20 protein-coding genes are annotated in these 22,809 nt (G+C 61.3%); 9 read left to right on the top strand and 11 right to left on the bottom strand.

The window, feature by feature from the left end; all coding sequences use genetic code 11:
- Window positions 1–169: 169 nt before the first annotated feature.
- The 3 genes from choV to QOM08_RS26055 all read right to left on the bottom strand — a co-directional run bounded on the left by choV (window position 170) and on the right by QOM08_RS26055 (window position 3,204).
- Window positions 170–1,348, bottom strand: a complete 1,179-nt coding sequence (choV, locus tag QOM08_RS26065; protein ID WP_047230365.1) for a choline ABC transporter ATP-binding protein — start codon at window positions 1,346–1,348, stop codon at window positions 170–172.
- Complete coding sequence (gene choW, locus QOM08_RS26060; RefSeq protein WP_047230366.1) at window positions 1,345–2,190, bottom strand: choline ABC transporter permease subunit; 846 nt, start codon at window positions 2,188–2,190, stop codon at window positions 1,345–1,347. The genes choV and choW overlap by 4 nt, the downstream gene beginning before the upstream one ends.
- Before the next feature lie 66 nt (window positions 2,191–2,256).
- Window positions 2,257–3,204 (bottom strand): choline ABC transporter substrate-binding protein, encoded by a 948-nt coding sequence (locus QOM08_RS26055; RefSeq protein ID WP_047230367.1) that lies wholly within the window; start codon window positions 3,202–3,204, stop codon window positions 2,257–2,259.
- A 422-nt stretch (window positions 3,205–3,626) separates the two neighbouring features.
- Here QOM08_RS26055 and QOM08_RS26050 point away from each other — a divergent pair, with 422 nt between their 5' ends.
- Together QOM08_RS26050 and QOM08_RS26045 are read left to right on the top strand one after the other, a co-directional pair.
- The gene (locus tag QOM08_RS26050) at window positions 3,627–5,003 is read left to right on the top strand and encodes an L-serine ammonia-lyase (protein WP_047230368.1); all 1,377 of its coding nucleotides are present in this window, start codon (window positions 3,627–3,629) and stop codon (window positions 5,001–5,003) included.
- Window positions 5,004–5,450: 447 nt separating this feature from the next.
- Window positions 5,451–6,554 (top strand): GlxA family transcriptional regulator, encoded by a 1,104-nt coding sequence (locus tag QOM08_RS26045; protein WP_047230369.1) that lies wholly within the window; start codon window positions 5,451–5,453, stop codon window positions 6,552–6,554.
- Between the two features lie 96 nt (window positions 6,555–6,650).
- Here QOM08_RS26045 and QOM08_RS26040 read toward each other — a convergent pair whose 3' ends face one another.
- The 6 genes from QOM08_RS26040 to choX all read right to left on the bottom strand — a co-directional run bounded on the left by QOM08_RS26040 (window position 6,651) and on the right by choX (window position 12,129).
- Complete coding sequence (locus QOM08_RS26040; protein ID WP_139048980.1) at window positions 6,651–6,914, bottom strand: hypothetical protein; 264 nt, start codon at window positions 6,912–6,914, stop codon at window positions 6,651–6,653.
- Between the two features lie 379 nt (window positions 6,915–7,293).
- A complete protein-coding gene (locus tag QOM08_RS26035) occupies window positions 7,294–8,457 on the bottom strand; it encodes a gamma-butyrobetaine dioxygenase (RefSeq protein ID WP_188251831.1) in 1,164 nt (387 codons plus the stop codon).
- 20 nt (window positions 8,458–8,477) lie between these two features.
- Window positions 8,478–8,954 carry a thioesterase family protein gene (locus QOM08_RS26030; protein WP_047230372.1) on the bottom strand — a complete coding sequence of 159 codons (477 nt, stop codon included), beginning with the start codon at window positions 8,952–8,954 and terminating at the stop codon, window positions 8,478–8,480.
- Window positions 8,955–9,116: 162 nt separating this feature from the next.
- On the bottom strand, window positions 9,117–10,082 hold the full coding sequence (locus tag QOM08_RS26025) for an L-carnitine dehydrogenase (protein ID WP_188251830.1): 966 nt from the start codon (window positions 10,080–10,082) through the stop codon (window positions 9,117–9,119).
- A 142-nt stretch (window positions 10,083–10,224) separates the two neighbouring features.
- The gene (locus QOM08_RS26020) at window positions 10,225–11,112 is read right to left on the bottom strand and encodes a 3-keto-5-aminohexanoate cleavage protein (protein ID WP_076383396.1); all 888 of its coding nucleotides are present in this window, start codon (window positions 11,110–11,112) and stop codon (window positions 10,225–10,227) included.
- 72 nt (window positions 11,113–11,184) lie between these two features.
- The gene (choX, locus tag QOM08_RS26015) at window positions 11,185–12,129 is read right to left on the bottom strand and encodes a choline ABC transporter substrate-binding protein (protein ID WP_047230375.1); all 945 of its coding nucleotides are present in this window, start codon (window positions 12,127–12,129) and stop codon (window positions 11,185–11,187) included.
- Between the two features lie 168 nt (window positions 12,130–12,297).
- Between choX and QOM08_RS26010 the strand changes: the two genes are divergently transcribed.
- Both QOM08_RS26010 and QOM08_RS26005 read left to right on the top strand, forming a co-directional pair.
- Window positions 12,298–13,257, top strand: coding sequence for a GlxA family transcriptional regulator (locus QOM08_RS26010; RefSeq protein WP_188251829.1), 960 nt, complete (start codon window positions 12,298–12,300; stop codon window positions 13,255–13,257).
- 68 nt (window positions 13,258–13,325) lie between these two features.
- Window positions 13,326–14,504, top strand: coding sequence for an AAA family ATPase (locus QOM08_RS26005; protein WP_139048987.1), 1,179 nt, complete (start codon window positions 13,326–13,328; stop codon window positions 14,502–14,504).
- A 174-nt stretch (window positions 14,505–14,678) separates the two neighbouring features.
- On the opposite strand, the gene QOM08_RS26000 is transcribed toward QOM08_RS26005, so the two are convergent.
- Entirely contained in the window at window positions 14,679–15,095 is a 417-nt protein-coding gene (locus QOM08_RS26000) for a DUF3010 family protein (protein WP_139048988.1), read from the bottom strand.
- A 57-nt stretch (window positions 15,096–15,152) separates the two neighbouring features.
- Complete coding sequence (locus QOM08_RS25995) at window positions 15,153–15,554, bottom strand: lysozyme inhibitor LprI family protein (protein ID WP_139048989.1); 402 nt, start codon at window positions 15,552–15,554, stop codon at window positions 15,153–15,155.
- A gap of 235 nt (window positions 15,555–15,789) precedes the next feature.
- Here QOM08_RS25995 and QOM08_RS25990 point away from each other — a divergent pair, with 235 nt between their 5' ends.
- From QOM08_RS25990 to QOM08_RS25970, 5 genes are all read left to right on the top strand, one after another.
- Window positions 15,790–16,767: a dipeptidase gene (locus QOM08_RS25990; protein ID WP_047230381.1), complete on the top strand. Its 978-nt coding sequence runs from the start codon at window positions 15,790–15,792 to the stop codon at window positions 16,765–16,767.
- A gap of 78 nt (window positions 16,768–16,845) precedes the next feature.
- Window positions 16,846–17,376: a DUF5943 domain-containing protein gene (locus QOM08_RS25985; protein ID WP_030139308.1), complete on the top strand. Its 531-nt coding sequence runs from the start codon at window positions 16,846–16,848 to the stop codon at window positions 17,374–17,376.
- Window positions 17,377–17,391: 15 nt separating this feature from the next.
- Window positions 17,392–19,452, top strand: a complete 2,061-nt coding sequence (gene dgcA, locus QOM08_RS25980; RefSeq protein ID WP_047230382.1) for a dimethylglycine demethylation protein DgcA — start codon at window positions 17,392–17,394, stop codon at window positions 19,450–19,452.
- 160 nt (window positions 19,453–19,612) lie between these two features.
- Window positions 19,613–21,577 (top strand): dimethylglycine demethylation protein DgcB, encoded by a 1,965-nt coding sequence (gene dgcB / locus QOM08_RS25975; RefSeq protein ID WP_188251828.1) that lies wholly within the window; start codon window positions 19,613–19,615, stop codon window positions 21,575–21,577.
- Complete coding sequence (locus tag QOM08_RS25970; protein WP_188251827.1) at window positions 21,577–22,797, top strand: electron transfer flavoprotein subunit alpha/FixB family protein; 1,221 nt, start codon at window positions 21,577–21,579, stop codon at window positions 22,795–22,797. The genes dgcB and QOM08_RS25970 overlap by 1 nt, the downstream gene beginning before the upstream one ends.
- Window positions 22,798–22,809 lie beyond the last annotated feature (12 nt).

Here is a 22,809-nt window from a genome sequence, read left to right as displayed (position 1 = left end):
TGGGGATGTCTTTATAACACTCGTCGGTTGGCATGTAGGCCAAATGCGCTTGATAGCTGGAATACTGTTGTGGTGAGGGGATCTGCATTCCAAGTCAAGCTGGTCAGCAGTTCAGAATCACCCAAACAAAAACGCCGCGATCGTCTCGCGGCGTTTTTTTCGGTTTCGCTTAGCCCAGGTTTTTGCCGAGCAGTGCGTGGTACAGCTCACTGTCGCCAAGAATCCCGACGACCTGTTGGTTATCGTGAAGCACCAGCTTGTTGCCGGTCTGGTAGCGAATCTGCAGCGCGTCGCGCATGCCGATGTTGGAGTCCACCAGGGTCGGACGACGGCCCAGGCCTTCGACGGCTTGGCCCGGGGCCCAGTTCTGCAGGTCCAGCACCGCGCCGTTCTGGCGGGCGCCCTTGATGGTGTTGCCTTCGGCCAGATCGAGCCAGGAGTCGCCGCCCGGATCCAGGCACACCGAACCGTTGATGCGCTTGCAGTTGTCCAGGGTGCGCATCAGGCTGCGGCCACAGAGCACGTTGAGCGGGTTGGTGTGGGCGACGAAGGTGCGCACGTAATCGTCGGCCGGGTTCAGCACGATTTCTTCCGGCTTGCTGTACTGGATGATCCGGCCGTCTTTCATGATCGCGATCCGGCTGCCTAGCTTCAGGGCTTCGTCCAGGTCATGGCTGACGAACACGATGGTTTTGCTCAGTTTGCGTTGCAATTCCAGCAATTCGTCCTGCAAACCCTGGCGGATCAGTGGGTCGAGGGCCGAGAAAGGTTCGTCCATCAGCAGGATATCGGCGTCCATCGCCAGGGCGCGGGCCAGGCCGACCCGTTGCTGCATGCCGCCGGACAACTCGTCCGGTTTCTTGTTGCGCCACTGGGTCAGGCCCACCAGCTCAAGTTTTTCATCCACCAGCTTCTTGCGTTCCTTTTCCGGCCGGCCCTGCATTTCCAGGCCGAAGCTGATGTTTTCGCGCACCGTCAGCCAGGGCATCAGGGCGAACTTCTGAAACACCATGGCAATGCGCTTGGTGCGCATCATCTTCAGTTCGGCCGGGCTGCAGGAGGCGATGTCGATCTGCCGGCCTTCATGCTCGACGAACAACTTCCCGCGACTGACGGTGTTCAAGCCGTTGATGCAACGCAGCAGGCTGGATTTACCGGAGCCGGAAAGCCCCATCAGTACGCAGATTTCGCCTTTTTCAATGTCCAGGCTGGCCTTTTCCACACCGACGATTTGCCCGGTTTTCTTCAGGATTTCGTTGCGTGTCATGCCTTGGTCGAGCAGCTTGAGGGCTTCACGTGGATCTTTGGAGAAGATCACGTCGACCTCTTCGAAGCGGATTATGCTCATGCGTCACCCCCTACTTTGGCGTCGGGTTGCTTGCAGATTCGGTCGAGCATGATTGCCAGCAATACGATCGCCAGGCCTGCTTCGAAGCCCAGGGCGATATCAGCGGTGTTCAGTGCGTTGACCACGGGTTTGCCCAGGCCGTCGGCACCCACCAGCGCGGCGATGACCACCATCGACAACGACAGCATGATGCATTGGGTGATACCGGCCGCGATGCTGGGCATCGCATGGGGCAGTTCGATACGGGACAGCAGTTGGCGACGGGAGCAGCCGAAGGCTTTGCCGGCGTCCATCAGTTCGTCCGGAACGTCGCGGATACCCAGGTAGGTCAAGCGGATGGGCGCGGCAATCGCGAACACTACCGTCGAGATCAGACCGGGGACCACACCCAGCCCGAAAAGGGTCAGGGTAGGAATGAGGTAAACGAAGGTCGGTACGGTCTGCATCAGATCGAGCACCGGACGCATCATGGTGTAGAACAGCGGCTTGTGCGCGGCAACAATGCCCAGCGGCACGCCGATCAAGACACAGACCAGGGTCGCGAACAGCACCTGGGCCAGGGTTTCCATGGTTTCCTGCCAGTAACCCAGGTTCAGGATAAGCAGAAAGGCTGCGATAACGAAGACCGTCAGGCCCCACTTGCGCTGGATAAAATGCGCCAGTAGAGCGATGAGGCCGATCAAGACAAGCGGGTTGAACCAGGTCAGCGCAAACGTCACGCCGTGAATCATCGTTTCCAGTGACAAGGCGATGGCATCGAATGTGTTGGCGCCGTGTTGCGTCAACCAATCGACAAAGCCCGCAATGTACTGGCCCAAGGGTATTTTCTGATCAATCAGCATGGTAGTGAACATCCGCATGCAAGGAATAAACAGCCCGGACGAGCGAACCCGCCCGGCATAAAAGCATTACTGCGCAAGCTTGGCTTTCACGGCTTCCAGGCCGGGTTTACCGTCAATGGTGGTCACGCCAGCGAGCCAGGTATCGAGTACCTGTGGGTTTTTCTTCAGCCAGGCCTTGGCGGCTGCGTCAGGCTTCATCTTGTCGTCAAGCACGTTGCCCATCAGCGTGCTTTCCATGTCCAGGGTGAAGGTCAGGTTTTTCAACAACTGACCTACGTTGCTGCATTCCTGGACGTAGCCTTTGCGGGTATTGGTGTAGATGGTTGCCTGGCCGAAATTCGGACCGAAGTACTCGTCACCACCGGTGAGGTACTTCATTTTGAAGCGGGTGTTCATCGGATGAGGTTCCCAGCCCAGGAACACCACGGCGGTGCTGCGGCGCTCGGCGCGATCGACCTGTGACAACATGCCGGCTTCGCTGGACTCGACGATCTTGAAGCCGGCGTCCTTCAGGCCGAAGGCATTCTTGTCGATCATGCTCTGGATCAGACGGTTGCCGTCGTTACCCGGTTCGATGCCATAGATCTTGCCGTCCAGTTCCTTCTTGAACTTGGCGATGTCGGCGAAATCCTTCAGCCCTTTGTTATAGAGCTCTTCGGGCACCGCCAGGGTGTACTTGGCGTTCTCCAGGTTGGCCCGCACCGTATCCACGGTGCCGGCTTCGCGGTAGGCCTTGATGTCGTTTTCCATCGTCGGCATCCAGTTGCCGAGGAACACATCCATGTTCTTGCCGTCGGCCAGGGACTTGTAGGTCACCGGTACGGAAATCATGGTGGTCTTGGTTTTGTAGCCCAGGGCCTCAAGTACCACGCTGGTGGTGGCGGTGGTCACGGTGATGTCGGTCCAGCCGACATCGGAGAAGTTGACGGTGCTGCACTGCGCGGGTTCAGCAGCGTTGGCCAGCATCGGAAGACTCAGCATGGCGGCCAACAACAACGGCGTGGAACCTTTCATGGGTGGACTCCTGGTGTTTTATCGGCGGTGTCCGGTCAGGACCACCGCGCTTATTGGGGTTGCGGTTGGTGGCGCGTGGGCACTCTTCGACACGCGGCCTTGCAAACGAGCCGTAACCGATCATGTACCAGTGCAAATCTGTCGCCTACAGGGTGCGTCGTATCCAGTACAGGGAGGGTCGCATCCAGTGTCAGTGACGTCGTTTACAGATTTTTTTCACCCTTGGCTGGCCTCTGATACGCAAAAAACGTCGTAAAACCGGGGCAAAGGGCGGGCGACGTCGGTGGGCATGATTGCGTCGGTGTCAGACGTCGAACGCCCTGGCAAAAGCCGGATGATGCGGGCATCCCGGCGTTGAGCGTAGCAGCTCCGCCACCGGGCGCTCCTGCGCCCGGATGTGCCTGTTCTGGAGGTTCTCGGCAATGGCAATCAGCGTGTTCGACCTGTTCAAAATTGGTATCGGCCCGTCCAGTTCCCACACCGTGGGCCCCATGCGCGCTGCGGCGCTGTTCGTTGAAGCGATGCGGGCGAAGTCGCTGCTGCGCGATGTGCGTCGGGTCGAGGTGCAATTGTTCGGTTCGTTGTCAGCAACAGGCATCGGCCATGGCAGTGACAACGCGGTGATCATGGGCTTGATGGGCGAGTGGCCAGACGCAATCGATCCGTCGCAGATTGGCCCGCGCATCGAGTTGTTGCGCCAAACCCAGACCCTGCTGCTGGACGGTCGCCTGCCGGTGCCTTTCGTCTGGTCCCGGGATATGCGCCTGCTTGACGAAAACCTGCCGTTCCACCCCAACGCGATGACGCTGGTGGCCGAGGGTGACCACGGCGAGTTGCACCGCGACACCTATTATTCAGTCGGCGGTGGCTTCGTCGTCGATCAGGCCCAGGCGTCCAGCGGCGTGGTGGATCTGGACGTCACTGAACTGCCTTACGATTTTTCCAGTGCCGAAGAACTGCTCCAGTTGTGTAGCACCCACAACCTTCGGGTGGCCGAGCTCATGATGGCCAACGAAAAGGTCTGGCGCTCGGAGGAGGAGATCCGCAGCGGCCTGATGAAACTCTGGCGGGCGATGCAGGATTGCGTCGAGCAGGGTCTCAAGCATGAGGGCATCTTGCCCGGCGGTTTGAATGTGCGCCGGCGAGCGGCCAAGTTACACCGCAGCCTGCAAGAGCTGAACAAGCCCAATGTCATCGGCTCGACGCTCAGCGCCATGGAATGGGTCAACCTGTTCGCCCTGGCGGTCAATGAAGAAAACGCCGCCGGTGGGCGCATGGTCACGGCCCCGACCAATGGTGCGGCGGGGATCATTCCGGCGGTGCTGCATTACTTCATGAAATTCAGCGAAGCGGTCACCGATGCCAACGTCGTGGATTACTTCCTCGGCGCGGCGGCGGTGGGCATCCTGTGTAAAAAGAACGCCTCTATTTCCGGTGCCGAAGTCGGTTGCCAAGGGGAGGTGGGCTCGGCCTGCGCCATGGCGGCGGCCGGCCTGGCGGAGATCCTCGGTGCGACGCCTGAGCAACTGTGCAACGCGGCGGAAATCGGCCTGGAGCACAACCTTGGCCTGACCTGCGATCCGGTGGGCGGCCTGGTGCAGGTGCCGTGTATCGAGCGCAACGCGATAGCCGCGGTGAAAGCCATCAACGCCGCGCAGATGGCGCTGCGCGGAGACGGCCAGCACTTCATCTCTCTGGACCGGGTGATCCGCACCATGCGCGATACCGGCGCCGACATGCATGACAAATATAAAGAGACCTCGCGCGGTGGACTGGCGGTCAGTGCGGTGGAGTGCTGATCGCCTCCCCCGAGGCGATCGCATATCGCTCACAAAATGCCCACCGATCCACAAACGCGCCACCTTTTAGCGCGTCGCAAACAGACATGACACCGTTTGTCGGACCCACCGCTGTTCGTCCCTCGACCGTTCGTCATTCGCACCTGTGGTGATACCGGTTGCGCAAGTGGCGCAGCCCAGTTCCCACAAGTGCTACCGTTCTGCTCACGGCCAACGGTGGCGGGTGCCTGCCGCCCCTGATGGCACCTATAACCCACACTCATCGCGTGCCTTATTTAGACTGGCCGCGATGTCGTTTTCAGGATTTATTGAACACGCATTCAATTTAGGCATGGCAATTGCTCTATCGATGCAAAGCCCGTCTCTTGCGTAGAGACCGAGGGCAACAACCAATAAAAAGAGCCTCCGCCTGAGGCCATCACTTGCTTTGTGTGAGGAGATACCGCGATGACGACGTCCAACTCAGGGGCTCAACCCCAGAACCGTGCGCCTCAATCCATCGGCTTTTTGCTGCTGGACAATTTCACGCTCATTTCCCTGGCGTCCGCGGTGGAGCCGCTGCGAATGGCCAACCAGCTGTCCGGTCGTGAGCTGTATCGCTGGACCACCCTCACCGTTGATGGCGGCCAGGTCTGGGCCAGTGATGGCTTGCAAATCACGCCGGACGCGGCCATGCACAAAGCGCCGCCCATCGACACCGTCATTGTGTGTGGCGGCGTGGGCATTCAGCGCACCGTCACCCGTGAACACGTGTCATGGCTGCAGAGCCAGGCCCGTCAGTCCCGGCGCCTCGGCGCGGTCTGCACCGGCAGTTGGGCCTTGGCCTGCGCGGGTCTGCTGGATGGCTTCGATTGCAGTGTGCACTGGGAATGTCTGGCGGCAATGCAGGAAGCCTTTCCGCGGGTATCGATGAGCACCCGTCTGTTCACCCTCGACCGCAACCGCTTCACCAGTTCCGGCGGCACCGCGCCACTGGACATGATGCTGCACCTGATCAGCCGCGATCACGGCCGCGAGTTGTCGGCAGCGATCTCCGAAATGTTTGTCTATGAGCGCATTCGCAACGAGCAGGATCACCAGCGCGTGCCACTCAAGCACATGCTGGGCACCAATCAGCCGAAGTTGCAGGAAATCGTCGCGCTGATGGAGGCCAATCTCGAAGAGCCGATCGACCTGGACGAACTGGCGGTGTACGTCGCCGTCTCCCGGCGCCAGTTGGAGCGCTTGTTCCAGAAATACCTGCATTGCTCGCCGTCGCGCTATTACCTCAAGCTGCGGCTGATCCGGGCGCGGCAACTGCTCAAGCAGACGCCGATGTCGATCATCGAAGTGGCGTCGGTGTGCGGTTTCGTTTCCACGCCGCACTTCTCCAAGTGCTACCGCGAATACTTCGGCATTCCACCGCGCGACGAGCGCGTCGGCTCCAACACCGCGCAGCAGGTGGCGATGATGCCGCTGCCACAGGCGCTGGTGCTGTCGCCATTGTCCGGCCCGCTGTCAGCGTTGAGCCAGGCACGTAATGAGTCGACGTTTGCCAGTGTGAGGCTCTAAGACCGAGGCGCCGTCAATCGCGAGCAGGCTCGCTCCCACAGGTTCTGTGATCGACACCGAATCACTGTGGGAGCGAGCCTGCTCGCGATAGGTTTTTCAGACGTTCTGGTTTTTCTGATACTCCGCCAAAGCCGGCAGCAGCTGCAGATCAATCGCCCGACGCACAGCGGGCAGGATGGTGGCGCTGCTGGTGTACATATTCCTGACCATCATGCGCAACTCATTGGCGCGGGCCGTGTCCAGCCCGCGCACCGCACACTCGCAGGCCTGCTCGGCAGTGGAGCCGCTGGGTATTTGCAGCCCCAGGGCCTTGAGCTGGCCCAGCAGGTCTTCCTGGTCGATCAAATCGGCGTGCATCATGACGCTTTTCCTTGTTCAGGGATTGGGGTCGTGACTCGATTCTGGTAGCCGGTCGAAGCGGCGGCAAGGGCAAACTGTCGGCATGGCCCGGATACCTATGAGCAGGTCGTTTTCGGCTAACTCCGGCTGTCCCGGACTGGGCACACTGGCCCCAAGCTGAATCACGACGGTTTGGTCACCCTCGCGCAACAGCTCCTCCAGTAACGCAACTGCCCCGATCCAGTCACGGCTTGATCGGGGATTTTTTTGCCTGGGTGAATCAGAGGGTGATGGGGTGTTGGACAGACCGCTATCGCGAGCAGGCTCGCTCCCACAGGTCTTGTGCACGACACAGAACCCCTGTGGGAGCGAGCCTGCTCGCGATGAACGATGACGCGGTCTACCTTTGCAGTACCAGAATCTTCGACAGCAACTCATCGCGATCCACATAGCACCCTTGGAAATGCCGGGCTCCGGTGGCGGGGTCGAAGGCATTGCGGGCGTGCAGGGTACGGCGGTTGTCGAAACACCACAGTTGGCCGGGTTCAAGCCTTTGCATCAGGCGGAACTGCGGCTCGCGAGTCAGCGCTATGAAGCGGCGGTAGGCACGGTAGAGCCTGGGCATCTGCTCGACCGAGGTGTCGAACGGCCCGCGCAGAAAGTTCGCCATGCGGATCTCCGAGACCTGTCCCAGGGCATCCAGCGCGATAATGGGCGCCAGGCAGCGGTAATCACTGTGGCGGTCCTTGTTGCGAAACTCCACCGGGATTTCACACAGCGCGGCAAAGGCCTCGGGGTCTTCCTGGCGCAGCGCCTCGGCGATGGCGAAACCGTCGACAAATAGGCTCTCGCCGCCGTCGGCGTCATTCACCAGGCAATGCAGAAACTGTAATCCTGGTTGCAGCTCCCGGGTGGGCAGGTCGCTGTGCAGTGGCAGGTTGAAAGCGGTGTAGGCGTTACTGTCGGCATCGGCCTTGGATTGCACGTTGAACAGCACGCCGAAGTTGCTCTGGCGGATGAACGAAATCTGCTGGGCGATCAGTTTCAGCGAGCCGGGTTCGGTGGGTACGCCGCGCACTTGGGTCAGGCCGATGTCGCGCACCGCCAGCAACCATTGCAACAACGTATCGGTGCCGTCCATCAACGCCTGGTAATCGAACACCGGCAGTTGCAGGTCGTGCCGCCAGAGCTGGCGCTTGGGCTTGCTCGCCAGGCGTTCAGCCCTGGACTGATCATCGTAGGCATGGGCACGCAGCCAGCCTGGGTCGAAACGGCTTTGGTGGCCGTCCTGCCAATCCACGCACAGGCAGCCTTCACTGTCGAGGCGGGTCGCGCCGGGGGCCAGGTCTTCAGGTACATCGACGATTTCCAGCACCTGCTCGCGGGTCACGGTGTAGACGCATTGCGGGCAGGGGCAGTTGTCCCGCAGCCACTGATGATGGAAGGGGCTGATCCGACCGTCGGCCCAGGTGACCTGCACCCGGTCGGCCAAGGGCGTCACTGCGGTCAATGCACAGATCAGGGGGTAACGGCGGAAGTCGGCAAAAGCGGCGGCGGTGTTCATGGCGATCTCCTGTTCGGGTTTTATCGGGCCGGCGGCAATGCGATGACCCGGCCGATATAGGCCGGCGGCGACAGGTCGGATTGCTCCGTGAGCAGGGCTTTGAGCTTGCCCAGGGTCTGTTCCGTGAAGGGCGCCGAGCGCGGGCCAGCCAGGTCGACGTGCAGCAGCATCTGCTCGTTTCCGGCCAGTTCCTTATCGCCGCCGACCAGGTGCAGGCTGTGGTAGAGATGCAGGCGTTTGGCGTCGTGGCCGATGATCTGTGTACGCACCTCGACCTGGGCGTCGAGCTTCACTTCGTGCAGGTAGTTCAAGTGCAGTTCGAGGGTGAACAGCGAGTGGCCGCTGGCTTCGCGGTTCTGGCTGTCCATGCCCAGGTGATCCATCAGTGCGTCGGTCGCGTAGCTGAAGATCAACAGGTAATAGGCATCGCGCAGATGGCCGTTGTAATCGACCCATTCGGGGAGGATGCGGGTTTGGTAGGTGGTGAGGGTGGGCATGTTTCTGGTTCCGACAGTTGTGGTGACTGGGCTGGCGTTATCGCGAGCAGGCTCGCTCCCACAATGAACTTCTGGGTGAGACAGATCGCATTCACACCTCAAATCCTGTGGGAGCGAGCCTGCTCGCGATGGGGCCAGACCTGCTGATCCAAAAGCCAAGGTTTACTCGCTGAAGGCCATCCCATGCTTTTCTTTGGTGGTCTTCACCGCTTCCAGCACTGCCAGCAGGCAATCATCACGATAGCGCTCCAGGGCCGAGATGCTGCGGCTGCCCAGTTGTTCGCTCGTGCCGTCCACCACATCGTCGATCAGCTTGTCGGTCAGCTCCGGCGCCGGCAGGTAGGTCCACGGCAACTGCAACGCAGGGCCGAATTGAGCCATGAAATGGCGCATTCCGGCATCGCCACCGGCCAGTGTGTAAGTCAGGAACGTGCCCATGAACGACCAGCGCAAGCCGGCGCCAAAACGGATGGCATCGTCGATTTCGCCGGTGGTAGCCACACCGTCGTTGACCAGGTGCAGGGCTTCGCGCCAGAGCGCTTCGAGCAACCGGTCGGCAATGAAACCGGGCACTTCCTTGCGTACATGCAGTGGGCGCATGCCGAGGGATTCGTACACCTGCATCGCGGCCTGTATCGCTTCGGGCGCGGTGTTTTTGCCGCCGACGACTTCCACCAGCGGCAGCAGGTAGACCGGGTTGAACGGGTGCCCGACCACGCAGCGTTCCGGGTGGGTGGAACCTTCATAGAACTCGCTTGGCAGCAGTCCAGATGTGCTGGAACCAATCAGCGCATTGGGCTTGGCAGCGGCGCTGATCTGGCCGTGTAGCTCGAGCTTCAGCTCCAGGCGCTCGGGGGCGCTTTCCTGGATGAAATCGGCGTCGCGCACGCATTCTTCGATGGTCGCGACAAAGCGCAGCCGATCCTGGGAGGCACCGGGTGCCAGGCCTTGTTTCTCCAGTGCGCCCCAAGCGTTGGCCACGCGTTTGCGCAGCGCTGCCTCGGCACCCGGCGCCGGGTCCCAGGCCACGACGTCCAGGCCATGGGCCAGGGCGCGACTGACCCAGCCGCTGCCGATAACACCGCTGCCCAGGGCGGCGAAGGTCTTGATGTCGGTGATAAAGCTCATGGTGATTTCCTGAAAAGGGTTCGCTGATCTAAATGTGGGAGCGAGCCTGCTCGCGATGGCGCTGTGTCAGTCGGCACATCAGTCGCCTGTTTCACCGCTATCGCGAGCAGGCTCGCTCCCACAGGGGAAGGTGTCGGTGGGTTTAGCCGCGGGTGGTCAGCCCCATCTTCTTGCGCCCCTCAGCCGGCGTGAGCACGCGCGCGCCGAGGCGGCTGAGGATTTCGCTGGCGCGTTCCACCAGTTGGCCATTGGTGGCAAGCACGCCTTTGTCCAGCCACAGGTTGTCTTCCAGGCCGACCCGCACGTTGCCCCCCAGCAGCACCGCCTGGGCGGCCATCGGCATTTGCATGCGGCCGATGCCGAAGCCGGCCCACACCGCGTCCGCCGGCAAGTTGTCGACCATGGCTTTCATGGTGGTGGTGTCGGCCGGCGCTCCCCATGGGATGCCCAGGCAAAGCTGGAACAGCGGGTTGTCCAACAGGCCTTCCTTGATCATCTGCTTGGCGAACCACAGGTGGCCGGTGTCGAAGATCTCCAGCTCGGCCTTGACCCCCAGTTCGGTGATGCGCTTGGCCCCGGCCCGCAGTTGCGCCGGGGTGGAAACGTAAATGGTGTCGCCGTCGCCGAAGTTCAGGGTGCCGCAATCCAGGGTGCAGATTTCCGGCAGCAGCTCCTCGACATGGGCCAGGCGGGTCAGGGGGCCCACCAGGTCGGTATTGGGGCCGAACTCCATGGGATTTTCGCCGCCGCCGATCTCCAGATCACCGCCCATGCCGGCGGTGAGGTTGACGATGATGTCCACGTCCGCCTCGCGGATGCGCTCCATCACTTCGCGGTACAGCGCCACGTCACGGCTGAACTTGCCGGTCTGCGGATCGCGAACGTGGCAGTGGACCACCGTGGCGCCGGCCTTGGCGGCCTCGACGGCAGCCGCGGCGATCTGTTTCGGGGTGACCGGCACGTGTGGGCTTTTGGCGGTCGTGTCGCCAGCACCGGTGAGTGCGCAGGTGATGATGACGTCGTGGTTCATGGTGCAGGTTCCTTACAGGCGTGATGAGTCACTGCGCAGCCGATTGGCGCTGCGCAGATGGATGGCGTTTGTTCAGTTGCTGGTCAGTTTCAGGTTGTCGGCAGCAGGCTTGCCATCGAAGGTGGTGACGCCTTCGAGCCAGCGTTGCTTGTCTTGCGGATTATCCTTGAGCCATTGCTTGGCCGATTCGAGCGGGTCTTTGTGATCCAGCAGTGGCTGCATCATCCGGCTCTCGTCTTCGGCGGTGAACGTCAGGTTGCTCAGCAGACGGCTGACGTTCGGGCATTTTTGCGCGTAGTCCGGCGCGGTGACGGTCCATACGGTGGCCATGCCTTCGTTCGGGCCGAGGGCGTCTTCGCTGCCGGTGAGGTAGGTCATTTGCACGTTGACGTTCATCGGGTGCGGCGCCCAGCCGAAGAACACCACGGCTTCCTTGCGCCGCACGGCGCGGTCCACGGCGGCGAGCATGCCGGCTTCGCTGGATTCCACCAGTTGGAATTTGCCCAGGCCGAACTGGTTCTTGGCGATCATCGCCTTGATCTGGGTGTTGGCGCCGGAACCGGGTTCGATGCCGTAGATCTTGCCGCCCAACTCTTTTTCGAATTTGGCGATGTCGGCGAAAGTCTTCAGGCCCTTGTCGGCCAGATAAGTTGGCACGGCCAGGGTGGCGCGGGCGTCCTTGAGGCTGGGTTGCTCCAGGACCTTGACCTGTTTGGCCTCGACGAACGGGGTGATGGTCTGGGTCATCAGTGGGTTCCAATAGCCCAGGAACATGTCCAGGCGCTGGTCGCGGATGCCGGCGAAAATGATTTGCTGGGAGGCGCTGGTCTGTTTGGTCTTGTAGCCGAGGCCGTCGAGCAACACTTGGGTCATGGCGCTGGTGGCGATGACATCGGTCCAGTTGACCACACCCAGGCGCACGTTCTGGCACGCGGCGGGATCGGCTGCCATCGCAGCGGAACTCAGGAAGGTGGTGGTGCTGAGTGCAAGAACGCAGGAGCTGATCAGTCGTTTCATGTCGGGTTCCTCGGCAGTCTTTGTTATGGGTTCCGGCATCTGCGCGCCGGTGATGCCAAGTTACGCAGCCAGTCCGCCGGCAAAACGCACAGCGGCGACTCGCTCTTGCACTGCAGCGACCTGTGGCGTATCAAGGAGCGCACGCTACCCGCCAACCGAGTGCGCTACATGTCCCAGGATTTCTACTTCTTGTTGATGCCGGGTTTTTCGGCCATCGGTTTCATTTCGGCCATCGAACCGTTGCGGGTCGCCAACCGCTTTCGCGGTGAGTTGTACCGTTGGCATGTGTTGAGCGCCGATGGCGGGGCGGTGCTGGCAAGCAATGGCATGTCGGTCAACGCCGATGCCGCGTTGGAGTCATTGAAGAAAGGCGCGACCCTCTGGGTGGTGGCGGGGTTCGAACCGCTCAAGTTCGTGACCCCGGCGTTGGAGCGCTGGCTGCATAGGCTGGACAACGAGGGCTTCACCCTGGGCGGCATCGACACCGGCAGTGTGGTCCTGGCTGAGGCGGGGCTGCTGGAAGGGCATCGTGTGACCCTGCACTGGGAAGCGATCGAGGCGTTCAAGGAATCTTATCCACAGCTGAGTGTGACCCAGGAACTGTTCGAAATTGACCGCAGGCGCATCACCTGCGCCGGCGGCACCGCGTCCATCGACCTGATGCTGGACCTGATCGGCCAGGCCCATGGCCCGCAACTGGCGATTGAGGTCAGCGAACAATTCGTGCTCGGCCGCATCCGTCCGCGCAAAGACCACCAGCGCATGGAAATTGCCAGCCGCTATGGCATTCGCAACAAGAAATTGGTGCACGTCATCGGCGAGATGGAAACCCACAGTGAACCGCCCCTGAGTACCCTGGCCCTGGCCGAATCCATCAACGTCACCCGCCGCCAGCTCGAACGCCTGTTCCGCCTGCACCTGAACGACACTCCCAGCAACTTCTACCTGCGCCTGCGCCTGGAAAAGGCCCGGCAACTGTTGCGCCAGACCGACATGAGTGTGCTGGAAGTGAGCATCGCCTGCGGTTTCGAGTCACCGTCGTACTTCACCCGCAGTTATCGAGCGAGGTTTGAACGGTGCCCGCGGGAAGATCGGCGGCGCCAGGGGGATGGGCGGGAGGTGGTTTGACAGGCTTTTATACTCAATTATACTCGCGACTATAAATTATACCTGTCGCCATAATTGAGTATAAAACCATGTCCAAGCACCCCGGTTTTGTCTTTCGGCGCCCAGATCTGGCCCGCAATATTGTCGATGGGCTGGTCGGCGCCGGGATCCAGGATTACACCTCAGGCCTGTTCCTGGCCGCTCCGAGACGTACCGGAAAAAGTACCTTCCTGCGCGAAGACTTGATTCCCGAATGCGAGACGCGTGGCTGGCTCGCTGTTTACGTCGACTTGTGGGCCAACAAGGAAAAAGACCCTGCCGACCTGATTGCCTCGGCTATTGCCGCAGCGCTGGTGCCTTATGAAAAGGGCATTCGCAAGCTGGCCAAGTCCATGGGCATCGACAAACTCAGCTTCTTGCGCACGTTGTCCTGGGATTTCAGCCTGCCGCAACTGCCTGAAGGTGCGACGCTGACCCAGGCGCTGGAGTTATTGCACAGCGCTGCCGATAAAACCGTGGTGCTGGTGATCGACGAAGCCCAGCATGCGTTGACCACCGAGGCCGGGGTCAATGCGATGTTCGGCCTCAAGGCCGCCCGCGATCAACTCAACCAGGGGCGTGAAGACGCTACCAGCGGCCTGCGCCTGGTGTTCACCGGCTCCAATCGCGACAAGCTCGCTCATCTGGTACTCAGCCGCAATCAACCCTTCTATGGTTCCAGCATCACGCCATTCCCACTGTTGGGCAAGGAGTTCACCAAAGCCTATGCCGCCCATTTGAACGCTCATCTGGCCCAAACCAACCAGTTCAATGCTGATGACCTCGACCAGGCATTTGAGCTGGTAGGGCGCCGCCCTGAAATGTTACGTAGCGTCATTGGCGAAATTGCCCTGGAGCTGGGGGAGGCGAGTCATTTGGGCGAATTGCTGCGCAGCAGCGCCGAAATGCTGCGCGCCGGCGTCTGGACCGAATTTGAAAGCGCCTGGAATGCCCTGACGGTGCCACAACGGGCCGTGTTGCAGGTCATGGCCGAGCGCTCGCAAAACAACGAACCCTTTGCGCCCTTCACCGATTCAACGTTGGAAGCTGTGGGCAAGGTGCTTAGCAGTATGGGAAGCGAAGTCGTGCCCGGCACTCAAACCATCCAATCCTGCATCGATGCCCTGCGTGACAAGGAACTGGTGTGGAAGTCCAATCGGGGTGGTTATGCGCTGGAGGACAAAGCGTTTGCGGATTGGTTGAAGGGGTATCGCAAGCAGCAGAGCTGATCCTGCTCGGTAAGCTGCCACGCAAAGAACCAGTGGCGAGGGGGAAGTGTGGGAGCAAGGCTTGCCCGCGACGAAAGCGGCGCGGTGCATGGGAGAGCGAGGCACCTGTATCGCGGGCAAGCCTTGCTCCCACACAAAAAACTGCCGCAAGTGCAGTGTTTGGCTGAAAGAGGCTTACTTCTTCACCAGCGCCGAACACGCCGCCTTATAAGCCTCATGCTGATACTTGTTCAGCGTCGCGGGCAATGCGAAGTCGTGTTTCTTGTTCTGCGCATTGATAGTCTGCGGCGACAGCAGCGTCACCTCACAACCCTCAAGCAACTGGAAAACCCCTTCGATCTTGAACGTGGTCGGCCCGCCAGCGAACTCGCCTTTCTTGCTGCGCTTCTTGATGGCGATGCGGTCGATACCGTTATCCACCACGAACGCCCGGACCTGGGCGGCGAACGCCTTGACGTTGGCGGCCTCGTCATCATCGTCCAGGGCGATTTTCTTGGTATTCAGCACGACGTGACTCAACGCCTGTTGATCCAGCGAGGCAACGGCGATGATCGCTTCGCTGCCTTTGATTTCGATGCCGCAGATTTTCATGTGAATTCCTTTGCCAATGATGCAAGCAGCTTACCGCGCTAAACGGCTTCTGAAGCATCACTCCTGCCCAATCGACTCCAAAAACTCCGACCGGTCATCACTCACCTGGGCCATGCAGTCGTTTTCGGCGATTTTGTAGGCTTCGCTGCCGGGTTTGGCCGGGAAGGCGGCGATGGCGCAGTCGGCATCGCGTTGTTTTTGCCACAGTTGTTGGGCAACTCTGATTTTGCTGGTGATGTCGTTGAGCTGGGCCTTGTTGTCGGCGTAGAGGGTTTGCAGGCGCTCAAAGAGGCTCTGCAGGTTGTCGGCGAGCAGTTGTTCGGCGGCGGCTTTGCCGTAGGCCGAACAGGCCAGGGTCTGGACGTCGTTTTCCACGGCGTCGCAGGGGTTGTGTTCGGTGTCTTCGGTCGCGTGGGCGACGGTGCTGATCAGGGCCAAAGCCAGGATGATTGATTTCATTGTGTTGCCGCTCGAGTCCAGTGAAAGCCAGTGATGCGGCGGATTCTGGCGTAAGCCTCGGGTAAAGAACAGACGGGTAGGGTGGCCCGCTCATAGCCCTTTGTCGTGGATTGACGCTTTCGGCAATTCCCCTGTCGTTTTTGCACCCGGTCGCCAATGCACCGAGGCATATGCTGGCCCCAAAGCGCCGGCACACGATTCGGCGCATGAATCGCTGACAAAAGGGGACTGCCTGATGAGCCCAGCCGAATTGCACGCCGACAGCATCGTTATCGACGGGCTGATCATTGCCAAGTGGAACCGTGACCTGTTCGAAGACATGCGCAAGGGCGGCCTGACTGCCGCCAACTGCACGGTGTCGGTGTGGGAAGGTTTTCAGGCCACCATCAACAATATTGTGGCCAGCCAGAAACTGATCCGCGAAAACAGCGATCTGGTGATCCCGGTGAAAACCACCGCCGATATCCAGCGCGCCAAGGCTCAAGGCAAGACCGGCATCATCTTTGGCTTCCAGAACGCCCACGCTTTTGAAGACCAGCTTGGCTACGTCGAGATCTTCAAGCAGCTCGGCGTTGGCGTGGTGCAGATGTGCTACAACACCCAGAACCTGGTGGGCACCGGCTGCTACGAGCGTGACGGCGGCCTGTCGGGCTTCGGTCGTGAAATCGTCGCCGAGATGAATCGGGTCGGCATCATGTGCGACCTGTCCCACGTCGGCTCCAAGACCTCCGAAGAGGTCATCCTCGAATCGAAGAAACCGGTCTGCTACTCCCACTGCCTGCCCTCGGGCCTGAAGGAGCACCCGCGCAACAAATCCGATGAAGAGCTGAAGTTCATCGCCGACCACGGCGGTTTTGTCGGCGTGACCATGTTTGCGCCGTTCCTGGCCAAGGGCATCGATTCGACCATCGACGACTACGCCGAGGCCATCGAATACACCATGAACATCGTCGGTGAGGACGCCATCGGCATCGGCACCGATTTCACTCAGGGTCACGGTCAGGATTTCTTCGAAATGCTGACCCACGACAAAGGCTATGCCCGTCGGCTGACCAGCTTCGGCAAGATCATCAACCCCCTGGGCATCCGCACCGTGGGCGAGTTCCCGAACCTCACCGAGACGCTGCTCAAGCGCGGCCATCCAGAGCGGGTGGTGCGCAAGATCATGGGCGAGAACTGGGTCAACGTCCTGAAAGACGTCTGGGGCGAATAAAGCCGCCGCATCACTGAATCCTTAACCTGCGGCCATTAGCGCCGCAGGCATACCACGAATTTTCGGAGTTAAGTTTCCATGGCCAAAATCGCCCCTCAATTGCCTATCGAAGTCGACAGTGAAACCGGTGTCTGGACCTCTGATGCCCTGCCGATGCTCTACGTGCCGCGGCACTTTTTCGTCAATAACCACATGGGCATCGAAGAAGTGCTGGGCGCCGACGCCTACGCCGAGATTCTCTACAAGGCCGGCTACAAATCCGCCTGGCACTGGTGTGAAAAAGAAGCCGAATGCCATGGCCTGGAAGGCGTCGCGGTATTCGAACACTACATGAAGCGCCTGTCCCAGCGCGGTTGGGGCCTGTTCAAGATCCAGGACATCGACCTGGATAAAGGCACCGCCAGCGTCAAGCTGGAACACTCGGCGTTCGTCTACGTGTACGGCAAGGTCGGGCGCAAGGTCGACTACATGTTCACCGGCTGGTTTGCCGGTGCCATGGACCAGATTCTCGCCGCCCGTGGCAGTTCGATCCGCACTGTGGCCGAGCAGGTCTACGGCGGTTCCGAAGAAGGCCACGACGACGGCCTGTTCATCGTCAAGCCGTTGTAAGTCGAGGATTGCGCCATGGCTTTTGAAGCAATGTTCCAGCCGATCCAGATCGGCAAACTGACCATCCGCAACCGCGTGCTCAGCACCGCTCACGCCGAGGTCTACGCCACTGACGGCGGCATGACCACCGACCGGTACGTGAAGTATTACGAAGAGAAGGCCAAGGGCGGCATCGGCCTGGCGATCTGTGGTGGATCGTCGGTGGTTGCCATCGACAGCCCGCAGGAATGGTGGAGTTCGGTGAACCTGTCCACCGACCGCATTATCCCGCACTTCCAGAACCTGGCCGACGCCATGCACAAGCATGGCGCCAAGATCATGATCCAGATTACCCACATGGGGCGTCGCTCGCGCTGGGACGGCTTCAACTGGCCGACCCTGATGTCGCCGTCCGGCGTGCGCGAGCCGGTGCACCGTGCGACCTGCAAGACCATCGAGCCGGAAGAAATCTGGCGGGTGATCGGTAACTACGCCCAGGCGGCACGGCGTGCCAAGGCCGGTGGCCTGGACGGCGTTGAGCTGTCCGCCGTGCACCAGCACATGATCGACCAGTTCTGGAGCCCGCGGGTTAACAAGCGTACCGACGAATGGGGCGGCAGCTTCGAGGGGCGGATGAAGTTCGGCCTGGAGGTGCTCAAAGCCGTACGCGCCGAAGTGGGCGACGACTTCTGCGTGGGCATGCGCATCTGCGGTGATGAGTTCCACCCGGACGGCCTGTCCCACGAGGACATGAAGCAGATCGCCAAGTACTACGACGACACCGGCATGCTGGATTTCATCGGTGTGGTGGGCTCGGGTTGCGACACCCATAACACCCTGGCCAACGTTATCCCGAACATGAGTTATCCACCGGAGCCATTCCTGCACCTGGCCGCCGGTATCAAGGAAGTGGTCAAGGTTCCGGTGCTGCACGCGCAGAACATCAAGGACCCGAACCAGGCCACGCGGATCCTCGAGGGCGGTTACGTCGACATGGTCGGTATGACCCGTGCCCACATCGCCGACCCGCACCTGATCGCCAAGATCAAGATGGGCCAGATCGACCAGATCAAGCAGTGCGTCGGCGCCAACTACTGCATCGACCGCCAGTACCAGGGCCTGGATGTGCTGTGCATCCAGAACGCTGCGACCTCCCGTGAATACATGGGCGTGCCGCACATCATCGAAAAATCCACCGGGCCCAAGCGCAAAGTGGTCGTCGTCGGTGCCGGCCCGGCCGGGATGGAAGCGGCGCGTGTGGCCGCCGAACGTGGCCACGACGTGACCCTGTTCGAGAAAAAGGAATTCATTGGCGGGCAGATCACCACCGCTTCGAAAGCCCCGCAACGGGACCAGATCGCCGGCATTACCCGCTGGTTCCAGCTGGAACTGGCCCGGCTGAAAGTCGACCTGCGCCTGGGCGTGGCGGCGGACGCGGCGACCATCATGGACCTGCGTCCGGATGTGGTGGTGCTGGCCGTCGGCGGGCATCCATTCCTCGAACAGAACGAACACTGGGGCGCCGCCGAAGGGCTGGTGGTCAGCAGCTGGGACGTGCTCGATGGCAAGGTTGCACCGGGTAAGAACGTACTGGTCTACGACACCATTTGTGAATTCACCGGCATGTCGGTGGCCGACTTCCTCGCCGACAAGGGCAGCCAGGTCGAAATCGTTACCGACGACATCAAGCCGGGCGTGGCCATTGGCGGGACTTCGTTCCCCACTTACTACCGCAGCATGTACCCCAAGGAAGTGATCATGACCGGGGACATGATGCTGGAGAAGGTCTACCGCGAAGGCGACAAGCTGGTGGCGGTGCTGGAGAACGAATACACCGGTGCCAAGGAAGAGCGCGTGGTGGATCAAGTGGTGGTGGAAAACGGCGTGCGGCCGGATGAAGAAATCTACTACGCGCTCAAGGAAGGTTCGCGCAACAAGGGCCAGATTGACGTTGAAGCCTTGTTCGCGATCAAGCCCCAACCGTGCCTGGAGCAGAGCGGCGATGGTTACCTGCTGTTCCGCATCGGCGACTGCGTGGCCCAGCGTAATACCCACGCCGCCATCTACGACGCGCTGCGGTTGTGCAAGGATTTCTAACGGCTTGCACATAGCCCTGTGGGAGCGAGCCTGCTCGCGATGAACGATAACGCGGTCTGCCTGAGGCACCGCGGCGCCTGAATCGCGAGCAGGCTCGCTCCCACAGGAACCGAGTAAGGCATCTCGACCTGCAAGACCTGAGGTCTTTGGGAGCTTCACCATGCTGAACACCCTTCTTCCCATCCTGCTGTTCGCTGCCTTGGGCCTTGCGGTCCTTGGCGCTTTGCGGCGGGTGAACATGTGGCGCCGGGGGCGACCGTCCAAGGTCGACCTGATCGGTGGTCTTTTCGCCATGCCCAAGCGCTACATGGTGGATTTGCACCATGTGGTGGCGCGGGACAAATACATCGCCAACACCCACGTCGCCACAGCGGGTGGTTTTGTGCTGGCGGCGCTGCTGGCGATTCTGGTGCATGGTTTCGGCCTGCAGAACCGCATTCTGGGCTATGCCTTGCTGTTCGCCACGCTGCTGATGTTCAGCGGCGCGATCTTCATTGCCCTGCGTCGTCGCAAACCACCGTCACGGCTGTCCAAAGGGCCGTGGATGCGCTTGCCCAAGAGCCTGTTCGCGTTTTCCATCAGTTTTTTTCTGGTGACCTTGCCGGTCGCCGGGATCTTGCCGGCGGACTTCGGGGGCTGGGTGTTGGTGGCGCTGTTGGGCCTGGGCGTGCTTTGGGGTGTGTCGGAAATGTTCTTCGGCATGACCTGGGGCGGGCCGATGAAACATGCCTTTGCCGGGGCCCTGCACCTGGCCTGGCACCGCCGCGCCGAACGCTTTGGTGGCGGCCGCTCAACCGGTCTCAAACCTTTGGACCTGAACGACCCCGCTGCACCGCTGGGCGTTGAGAAGCCCAAGGATTTCACCTGGAACCAGTTGCTCGGTTTCGACGCTTGCGTGCAGTGCGGCAAGTGCGAAGCCGCGTGCCCGGCCTTTGCCGCCGGCCAGCCGCTGAACCCGAAAAAACTCATCCAGGACATGGTCGTCGGCCTGGCCGGCGGCACCGATGCGAAATTCGCCGGCAGCCCCTACCCATCCCTTGACGGCAGGGGTAAACCGGTGGGCGAACACAGCGGCAATCCACACCAGCCGATCGTCAACGGCCTGGTGGACGCCGAGACGCTGTGGTCCTGCACCACTTGCCGGGCGTGCGTCGAGGAATGCCCGATGATGATCGAGCACGTCGATGCCATCGTCGACATGCGTCGTCACCTGACCCTGGAGAAAGGCGCCACGCCGAACAAGGGCGCTGAAGTACTGGAAAATCTCATCGCCACCGACAACCCTGGCGGCTTCGCCCCGGGCGGGCGGATGAACTGGGCGGCGGACCTGAACCTGAACCTGCTCAGCGAGGTGAAATCCACCGACGTGCTGTTCTGGGTCGGCGACGGTGCCTTCGACATGCGCAACCAACGCACCTTGCGCGCCTTCGTCAAAGTGCTCAAGGCGGCGAACATCGACTTCGCCGTGCTCGGCCTCGAAGAGCGCGACAGCGGCGATGTGGCCCGGCGCCTGGGTGATGAAGCGACCTTCCAGCTGTTGGCCAAGCGCAACATCCAGACCCTGGGCAAATACAGCTTCAACCGGATCGTCACCTGCGACCCTCACAGCTTCCACGTGCTGAAAAACGAATACGGCGCCTTCGATGGCAACTACCGGGTGCAGCACCACAGCACCTACCTGGCAGAAGTCATCGAGGCCGGCGCCCTGAACCTCGGCCAGCACAAGGGCGACAGCGTGACCTATCACGACCCCTGCTACCTGGGCCGTTACAACGGCGAATACGAGGCGCCACGCCAGGTGCTGCGTGCGCTGGGCATCGAGATCAAGGAGATGCAGCGTTCCGGTTTCCGCTCCCGTTGCTGCGGCGGTGGCGGCGGCGCGCCGATCACTGACATTCCGGGCAAGCAGCGTATCCCCGATATGCGCATGGAAGACATCCGCGAAACCGGCGCCGAACTGGTGGCAGTGGGTTGTCCACAGTGCACCGCGATGCTTGAGGGGGTGGTTGAGCCACGCCCGATGATCAAGGACATCGCTGAACTGGTGGCCGACGCTCTGCTCGAAGACGCGGTTGCGAACAAACCAGCGGCTCCGGCCAAACGTGAACCTGCGGAGGTGCACTAATGAGCGACATCATCCGCCGCGACCCTCGCGCCGAGTGGATCGCCCGTAACCGCCTGCACCCACTGCACGCGGCCATGCAACCGGTCCAGCACAGCTGGATGGGTCCCAACGGTGTCATCCGCAAGAACGTTCATGGTGTCGGATTCATCGGCCCCAACGGCATCAAGCGTATCGACCGCAGCGGCGCCCAGCAGGGCGGCGCGACCAAGCGCACCGCGGCAATTGAAGTGCAATTGCCGCTGCATCAGGTGCCGCAACCGGCGTTTTATATCTGCGTGGTGCCAGACATGGTGGGCGGTCGTCTCAGCAGCCACGACCGCGATCTGCTGGGCCTGGCCCATCAATTGGCCGGTGCCGACGGCGCGGTGCTGGCGGTGGTGTTCGGCGAGCACAAGGAAAGCACCTTTGCCACGGCCGGTGTCGACCGCTTGCTGGTACTGGAAGGCGAGGCGTTCAGCGGTTATGCACCGGAACAGCGAGTCCAGGGTCTGCGGGCTGTGGATAACCAATTCAACCCACGCCATTGGCTGCTGCCTGACAGCCGCACCGGTGGCGGCGAACTGGGCCGGCGGATTGCCGCAGCCCTGGGCGAGCGCCCGGCCACACGGGTCTGGCAGGTCAAGGGTGAGGAGTGCATCGGCCGGGCCGGTGCCGGCCTGCAAGATTTGGCGCGGCCTTTGGCGCGGTTGATCCTGGCCGCGGCCGAATGCGCCGAACCGGTGAGCGAAACCCGCCACGAAGCCTTGCCGGTGGAGTTATCCACAAGCGTGGCCCGCAGCTTGTCGCGCATCGAAGACCTGGGCGCGGTGGCGGTGGACCCGGGCGCGATCCCGATGGCCGAAGCCGAATTCATTTTTTCCGGCGGCAACGGGGTCAAGGACTGGGCGCTGTTCCACCAGACCGCTGCGGCCCTGGGCGCCACCGAGGGTGCTTCGCGGGTAGCGGTAGACGATGGCTTCATGGCGCGGGATCGCCAGGTTGGCGCGTCCGGCACCTGGGTTACGGCGCGGGTCTACGTCGCGGTGGGGATTTCCGGGGCTATCCAGCACCTGCAGGGCATCGGCGCCTGCGACAAGGTGGTGGCGATCAACCTCGATCCGGGCTGCGACATGATCAAACGGGCAGACCTGTCGGTGATTGGCGACAGCGCGGCGATTCTCCAGGCCTTGATCGCGGCGGTAGAGGCGTACCGCAACGAAGCCAAGCGCGATGCGGCTTAAGCTAAGGATTCA

The sequence above is a fragment of the Pseudomonas sp. P105 genome (assembly GCF_032614175.1).
GTDB classification, from domain to species: domain Bacteria; phylum Pseudomonadota; class Gammaproteobacteria; order Pseudomonadales; family Pseudomonadaceae; genus Aquipseudomonas; species Aquipseudomonas rhizophila.
Note: the sequence above shows the minus strand (reverse complement) of the source record. Positions and strands in the feature narration are given on the sequence as shown.